Source organism: Luteimonas sp. TWI382, from assembly GCF_039674545.1.
GTDB lineage: Bacteria > Pseudomonadota > Gammaproteobacteria > Xanthomonadales > Xanthomonadaceae > Luteimonas.
Genome location: NZ_JBDJNS010000045.1, coordinates 1 through 7405 on the forward strand (window position 1 = coordinate 1; position 7405 = coordinate 7405).

The window sequence follows — 7405 nt, forward strand, 5'->3', positions numbered from 1 at the left end:
CCCCCGCCCCAGCCCCAGCCCCAGCCCCACCGCGCGTCGCGAGCGCAGCGGCCCGCGCCGACCTCCCAGCGCCACGACGCAGCAGCGAGCGCCAGGCCCGTTGGCTGCGGCTGCGCTGCGGCGGCCAGGTCTACGGCCTGGAGCTGCTGAAGATCCGCGAGGTCGTGCTGCCGGCCCCGCTGCTGCCGGTGCGCGGCGCCTCGCCGTGCCTGGCCGGGTTGATGAACCTGCGCGGCCAGGTCGTGCCGGTGATCGACCTGGGCCTGCAACTGGGCGACGCGGCGGTCGAGGACACGCCGGCGACGCGGATCGTCGTGCTCGAGGAGCACGGCGACACGCTCGGCCTGCGCGTGTCCACGGTCGAGGACGTGGCCGTGGTGTCCGATGCTCAGATCGAAGGCGCGCACACCTCCCGCCTCGCCCCGGTCGGCGATCACCGCATCCGCGGCATTGCGCGGCTCGGCGGCGCGGTCAAGTTGTTGCTCGACGCCTCCCGACTGCTGCCGATGCCGCTCTACACCACCCGTTGAGCCTCGCGTTCCGCCATCGAGACGCGCCTGAAACGCTTCGCTTCGGATGGAGAGCAGCCCGCCGGCCGGAAGCCGTCCGAAGTAGACGCTTCCGGTTACCGCATGCGAAAAGGCATCGCGCTAAAGCTCGCCCCATCGCTGCCGCTAACCCGTCGTAACCCCTTACTTTGCGGAGACGCGATGACCACCGTGGACCTGGGCGAGGATCTCGGCATCGAGACCAGCGCCGCCCTCAAGGCACGGCTCGAGCCCCACCTGGCCCAGGACCAGGACGTGCTGCTGGACGGCGCCCAAGTGCGACGCGTGCACACCGCCGGCCTGCAGGTGCTGTGTGCGTTCTTCGCCAGCCGCAACGCCGCGGGCCGGCGCACCGCACTGCGCGACAGCAGCGCCGCGCTGCTCGACGCCATCCGGCTGCTGGGAATCGGCCACTCGCTGGGACTGCCCGGCACCCCCCGTCACAATTCAAACGCAAGCACAGTGGAGAACGCCGCATGAGCGCACGCATTCTGGTAGTGGACGACTCGGCCTCGATGCGCCAGATGGTCTCCTTCGCCCTGACCTCGGCCGGCTTCTCGGTCGAAGAAGCCGAAGATGGCCAGGTCGCCCTGGGACGCGCGCAGGGCCAGCGGTTCAACGCCGTGGTGACCGACGTCAACATGCCCAACATGGACGGCATCGCCCTGATCCGCGCCCTGCGCGGCCTGCCCGACTACAAGTTCGTGCCGATGCTGATGCTCACCACCGAGTCGGCTACCGACAAGAAGGCCGAAGGCAAGGCCGCCGGTGCGACCGGCTGGCTGGTCAAGCCGTTCAACCCCGACCAGCTCGTCGCCACCGTCCAGAAAGTCCTGGGCTGACGCCCGCCTTCCGCCTCGAAATCCAGGTCAGCCCATGAACATGGACATGCAGCGCTTCCACGCCACGTTCTTCGAAGAAAGCCGGGAAGGCCTGGAGGCAATGGAAGCCGGGCTGCTGCAGCTCGAGCAGGGCGACCAGGACCCGGAGCTGGTGAACTCGATCTTCCGCGCGGCGCACTCGATCAAGGGCGGCGCCGCGACGTTCGGATTCGACGCCGTCGCCGCCCTCACCCACGTGCTCGAAACGCTGCTCGACGAACTGCGCGCCGGCAAGCGCAGCGTCGATGCCGCGGCGACCGACGCGATGCTGGCCTCGGTCGATGTGCTGCGCGCCCTGCTGGCCGAAGCCGAGACCGGCCAGCCCGCCGACCCGGCCGCCGCGGTCGCCGTGCAGGCCCGACTCGAGGCCGTGCTGTCAGGCGCCGCGGGGCCGGCGCCAGTCGCGGCCACCGCATCGGCCCCGGCTGCGGTCGAGCCCACCGCCGCGCCGACCGGCTGGCAGATCGGGTTCACGCCTGCGCCGTCGATGTTCATGAGCGGCAACGACCCGTTGCGCATCATCCGCGAGCTCGACCAATTGGCGCCGCTCGACGTCGCCTGCCGGATGGAACGCCTGCCCGGCTTCGGCCAACTCGATCCGCTCGAAGCGTATCTGGCCTGGGACCTGGGCCTGATCGGCGCGGTGCCGCGCAGCGCCGTCGACGACGTGTTCGCCTGGGTCGAGGACGACTGCACGCTCGACATCCGCCCGATGGCGGCCGCCGCTGCCGCGACGCCCGTGGCGCCCACCTCCGCGCCCGGCCCGGAGCCGACGCCCACCACCCCGGCGGGTTCGAGCGCCACCGGCACGGCTGCCCCGACCGCGAGCGCCCACGAGCCCGAGAGCTCGATCCGGGTCAGCACCGACAAGATCGACGGCCTGATCAACCTGGTCGGCGAACTGGTGATCACCCAGGCGATGCTCAAACAGGTGTCCGCCGCCCTCGACCCGGCGTTGAGCGAACGCCTGTTCGCCGGGCTCGACCTGCTCGAACGCAACACCCGCGACCTGCAGGAAGCGGTCATCGGCGTGCGCATGCTGCCGGTCGACGCGGTGTTCCGGCGCTTCCCCCGCCTGGTGCGCGACCTGTCCACACGGCTGGGCAAGCAGGTGCGCCTGCGCACGCTCGGCGAAGGCACCGAACTCGACAAGGGCCTGATTGAGAAGATCGCCGACCCCCTGGTGCACCTGGTTCGCAACGCGATCGACCACGGTCTGGAGCTGCCCGACGCGCGCCGCGCCGCCGGCAAGGACGAGGCCGGCACGATCACGCTTGCCGCCTCGCACCAGGGCGGCCATATCGTCATCGAGGTCGCCGACGACGGCCGCGGTCTGGACCGCGAACGGATCCTGACCAAGGCCGCCGAGCGCGGCCTGGCCGTGCCCGAGTCACCGACCGACGCGCAGGTCTGGGACCTGATCTTCCAGGCCGGCTTCTCGACTGCCGATGCGGTGACCGACCTGTCGGGGCGCGGCGTCGGCATGGACGTGGTCCGGCGCAACATCCAGGCGCTCGGCGGCGAGGTCCAGCTCGAGAGCCGCACCGGTCACGGCACACGGGTGGTGATCCGCCTGCCGCTGACCCTCGCCATCCTCGACGGCATGAGCGTGGCCGTCGGCGAGGAGACCCTGATCCTGCCGCTGACCTACGTGATCGAAGCGCTGCAGCCGCAGGCCGAGGACATCCGCAGCCTCGCTGGCGAGGGCCGCGTCCTGCGCGTGCGCGGCGAGTACCTGCCGCTGGTCTCGCTCAACACGCACTATCGCTACGGCCAGCCGCAAGGCGCCGATCCGCTGGTGGTCGTGGTCGAGGGCGACGGCCAGAAGCTGGCGCTCGAGGTCGACGAACTGATCGGCCAGCAGCAGGTCGTGGTCAAGAACCTGGAAAACAACTATCGCCGTGTCGATGGCATCTCCGGTGCCACGATCCTCGGCGATGGCCGGGTCGCGCTGATCGTCGATGTCGGCGGACTGGCCCGGTCGCTGCGCCTGCCGCAGGCGGCCTGACGCCAGCGCATCTGCGGCCCGCATCCGCTGCGCGAACAGCGCCCGCCCCACCGCACTTCACATCATGTGCACATTCATTTCCGCGACGTGAATCACACCTGCAGCACTTGCAGAAAATAGTGGTTTCGCCCGTCAAGTCGCTCTGTTTCCGGCCGCTAGTCGTGACGCGAAGGACGCGCTCCAGGTGATGACCAACACCTGCCCGCGTCCTTTGTCGTATCCGGAGATCTCCAATGAGATGGTTGAACAACCTGTCGATCGCCCGAAAACTGGCGGTCGCTTTCACTGTGATCGTGCTGTTGTCGGCGGGACTGGGGGCCTTCGCCCTGAGCCGGCTGGGCGGCATCAATGCCGAACTGCAGAAGGTCAGCCTCGATGACATGCCGGCCGTGCAGTACCTGGGCGAGATCCGTTCGCAACTGGGCGAGTACCGGATGTACGAACTGGCGCAGCTTGGGCGCCTCGACGACCTCGAGGCCGTGCGCGACTACGATCAACGCCTGGCCGGAATCGAGCAGATCATCGCCGAGCAGCGCGGGCTGTACGAAGGCCTGCCGCTTGCCGACGAGGAGCGTCGGATGTACGGCGAGATGACCGCACGACTGGCGGCCTACTTCGAGGCCCGTCGCGAAATCGAGCAGGCGCTGGCCGCTGGCGACGGCGCGGCCGCGCAGGCGGTGTCGGATGCGAAGTCGCGGCCGCTGCGCCGCGACCTGTTCGAGTCGATGGCCGCGCTGGCCCAGTTCAACGACCGGCGTCTGACCGACGACATCGCCCAGGCCAATGCGGTGTATCGCAGCAGTCTGCTTGCGATGATCGCCGGCATCGCGGTTCTCGTGCTGCTGGCCGCGGCGATGGCGATCGCGATCTCGCGGACGCTGTCACGATCGGTCGGCAGCGCGGTCAAGGTCGCCAATGACGTGTCGGACGGCCGGCTCGATACGCAGATCGTCGTCGACCGGCACGACGAGGTCGGGCAACTGCTCGCCGCGATGCAGCGGATGCAGGGCCAGTTGCGCGCGGTCATCGATGCGCAGCGCGGAATGGCCCGTGCGCACGACGCGGGCGCGATCAGCCATCGCATGGACGAGCGCGCGTTCCCTGGCGACTACGGCCTGATGGTGCGTGAAACCAACGCGCTGGTCGGTTCCCATGTGGACGCCAAGATGGACTTGATCGCGGTCATGCGCCAGTACGCGATCGGCGACCTGACGCCGGACCTGGTGCAGTATCCGGGCGAGAAGGCCGTGCTGACCGAGACCATGGCTGCGGTGAAGGCCAACCTCGGCGCGATCAACGCCGAGGTCAAGGCGCTGGCAGGCGCCGCCGCACGTGGCGACTTCTCGGTCCGCGGCGACGCAGCGCGGTTCCAGCACGACTTCCGCGGCATGATCGAGGACCTCAACCGGCTGATGGAGGCCGCCGACGGCAATCTCGACCAGCTCTCGCGCCTGCTGCAGTCGATCGCGGCCGGCGACCTGACCGCGCGCATGGACGGCGATTTCCACGGCGTGTTCGCCCGCATGCGCGACGACGCCAATGCCACCGTCGCCCAGCTCACCGCGATCGTCGCCCGCATCCAGGACGCCTCGGCCGCGATCGGCACCGCTTCGACCGAGATCGCCTCGGGCAACGACGACCTCTCGCGCCGCACCGAGCAGCAGGCGGCCAATCTGGAAGAAACCGCCGCCTCGATGGAGGAACTCACCTCCACCGTGCGCCAGAACGCCGACCACGCCCGCCAGGCCAACCAGCTCGCCCAGGGCGCGGCCACCGTCGCCTCCCAGGGCGGCGAAGTCGTCGGCCAGGTCGTCTCCACGATGGCCGACATCGAGGCCTCGTCGCGCAAGATCGCCGACATCATCTCGGTCATCGACGGCATCGCCTTCCAGACCAATATCCTCGCGCTCAACGCCGCGGTCGAGGCCGCGCGTGCCGGCGAACAGGGCCGCGGTTTCGCAGTCGTCGCCTCCGAGGTCCGTACCCTGGCCCAGCGCAGCGCCAATGCCGCCAAGGAGATCAAGGGCCTGATCGACGACTCCACCGGCAAAGTCGCCAGCGGCGCCGCACTCGCGGGCCAGGCCGGTCGGACCATGGCCGAGATGGTCGCATCCGTGCAGCGCGTGACCGACATCATGGCCGAGATCTCCGCCGCCTCGCAGGAACAGGCCGCCGGCATCGAGCAGGTCAACCAGACCATCGTGCAGATGGACGAGACCACCCAGCAGAACGCCGCGCTGGTCGAAGAAGCCTCGGCCGCCGCGCGTGCGATGGAGGAACAGGCCACAGGCCTGGCCGAGGCGATCGCGGTGTTTCATATCGACGCCGCCCACCTCGACGCTGCCGCTCGCCGGCCCGCCGGGGCGACGCCGTCGATCGCACCGGCAAGCACCCGCCCGGCGCCGCCTGCCGCAACGCCCAAGCGTTCCGTCCCCGCGCGCAAGGTGCCGGCAGCGGTGCTGGAGACCGACTGGGCGGAGTTCTGATCGCCGCCCGCCCCGACGCAGCGGCGTCGGGGCGGACGGCAACGGGCCTGCCGGCGCACGCCTCAATCTCGACGCATCGCGGCCGATACCGATGGCAGGCCCACTCCTGCCCCCCTCATGAATCCCGTCGCCGCCGTGCTCCGTGCGCTGTCCGATCTTCCGATGCAGCGCAAGTTTCTGATCCAGACCGCGCTCGTCGCGTCCGGGATCATCCTGCTCGCGGTCGTTGCGGCCCGCGTCCAGTTCGTCGACCTCAACCAGTCCCGCAAAGACGGCGTGGCATCGCAGGTCGGGATGGCGCTCAATATCGTCAACGAGTACGCCAGCCGCGCCGAGAATGGGGAACTGACCCTGGCGCAGGCCCAGGAGCGGGCCCTGCGCACGCTCGCCGCGATGCGCTCGGACGATGATGTCGACTACTTCTTCGTGACCGACGAACGGCCCACGATGCTGATGCATCCGCTGCATGCCGACCTGATCGGCAAGGACGTCTCGGCAATCACCGACACCGACGGCACGGCGATCTACAGCCGGTTCGTCGAGGTGGCGCGTGCCGGCGGCGGCAACGTCGACTACGTCTGGGCCAAACCCGGCGAGCAAGACCCGGTGCCCAAGACTGCCTACTCGGCGCTGTACGCGCCGTGGGGCTGGGTCGTGACCACCGGCGTCTACCTCGACGACACCCAATCCCAGGCGCTGACGTTCACCGCGATCATGACCATCGTCGGCGGTCTGCTGGTGCTGCTCAACGCCGGCATCGGCTGGCTGATCGGTCACTCGGTGCTCGAGCCGCTGGGGCGGGCGGTGAACGCGATCCGCGGCGTGGCCCGTGGCGATCTGAGCATGCGCACCGGCCACCAGGGCCGGGACGAGATCGGCCAGATGCTGCGCTCGACCGACGAGATGGTGCACATGCTCGAGCGGTTCTCCGAACAGACGCGCCAGATGATCCGCCAGCATGCGGGCGACGACATGCGGCATCGGATGCCGGTGGACTTTCCGGGCGTGTACGGCGAACTGGCCTCGGGCATCAATACCATGATGTTCGAGCACCTGGACGCGTTCGTCGAGGCGATCGACATTCTCAACGAGTATGCCAACGGCGACCTGTCGCGCGACGCCCGCCGCCTGCCCGCCAGCCGCGCGGTCCTGCACGAGGCCATGGACGCCGCCAAGGCCAGCCTCATGGCGATCAACGGCGAGATCAACCGGCTGGCCGCTGCGGCCGCCGCCGGCGACTTCTCGGTCCGCGGCGACGACACGCGATTCCGCGATGACTTCGGGCGCATGATCCACAGCCTCAACGCGATGATGGCGACCAGCGATCGCAGCCTGAGCGAGCTCTCGCGCCTGCTGCAGTCGATCGCGGCCGGCGACCTGACCGCGCGCATGGACGGCGATTTCCACGGCGTGTTCGCCCGCATGCGCGACGACGCCAATGCCACCGTCGCCCAGCTCACCGCGATCGTCGCCCGCATCCAG

The 7405-nt window shown here is 69.5% G+C and carries 6 protein-coding genes; all 6 read left to right on the forward strand.

Going from position 1 to position 7405, the window contains the following annotated elements; genetic code table 11:
* Nucleotides 1-530: chemotaxis protein CheW (locus ABE505_RS16950; protein ID WP_346458292.1), on the forward strand; the 530-nt coding region annotated here is incomplete at its 5' end.
* A 180-nt stretch (nt 531-710) separates the two neighbouring features.
* Nucleotides 711-1028 carry an STAS domain-containing protein gene (locus ABE505_RS16955; protein ID WP_346444843.1) on the forward strand — a complete coding sequence of 106 codons (318 nt, stop codon included), beginning with the start codon at nt 711-713 and terminating at the stop codon, nt 1026-1028.
* Nucleotides 1025-1390, forward strand: coding sequence for a response regulator (locus tag ABE505_RS16960; protein WP_346444845.1), 366 nt, complete (start codon nt 1025-1027; stop codon nt 1388-1390). Before ABE505_RS16955 ends, ABE505_RS16960 begins: the two co-directional genes overlap by 4 nt.
* A gap of 34 nt (nt 1391-1424) precedes the next feature.
* Nucleotides 1425-3437: a chemotaxis protein CheA gene (locus tag ABE505_RS16965; protein ID WP_346444847.1), complete on the forward strand. Its 2013-nt coding sequence runs from the start codon at nt 1425-1427 to the stop codon at nt 3435-3437.
* 233 nt (nt 3438-3670) lie between these two features.
* Nucleotides 3671-5923: a methyl-accepting chemotaxis protein gene (locus ABE505_RS16970; RefSeq protein WP_346444849.1), complete on the forward strand. Its 2253-nt coding sequence runs from the start codon at nt 3671-3673 to the stop codon at nt 5921-5923.
* A 117-nt stretch (nt 5924-6040) separates the two neighbouring features.
* A partial coding sequence (locus ABE505_RS16975) for a cache domain-containing protein (protein WP_346446300.1) occupies nt 6041-7405 on the forward strand: 1365 nt, incomplete at its 3' end.

Coding starts and splice junctions, on each gene's coding strand:
- ABE505_RS16955 (WP_346444843.1), top strand. CDS start 711: ATGACCACCGTGGACCTGGGCGAGGATCTCGGCATCGAGACCAGCGCC.
- ABE505_RS16960 (WP_346444845.1), top strand. CDS start 1,025: ATGAGCGCACGCATTCTGGTAGTGGACGACTCGGCCTCGATGCGCCAG.
- ABE505_RS16965 (WP_346444847.1), top strand. CDS start 1,425: ATGAACATGGACATGCAGCGCTTCCACGCCACGTTCTTCGAAGAAAGC.
- ABE505_RS16970 (WP_346444849.1), top strand. CDS start 3,671: ATGAGATGGTTGAACAACCTGTCGATCGCCCGAAAACTGGCGGTCGCT.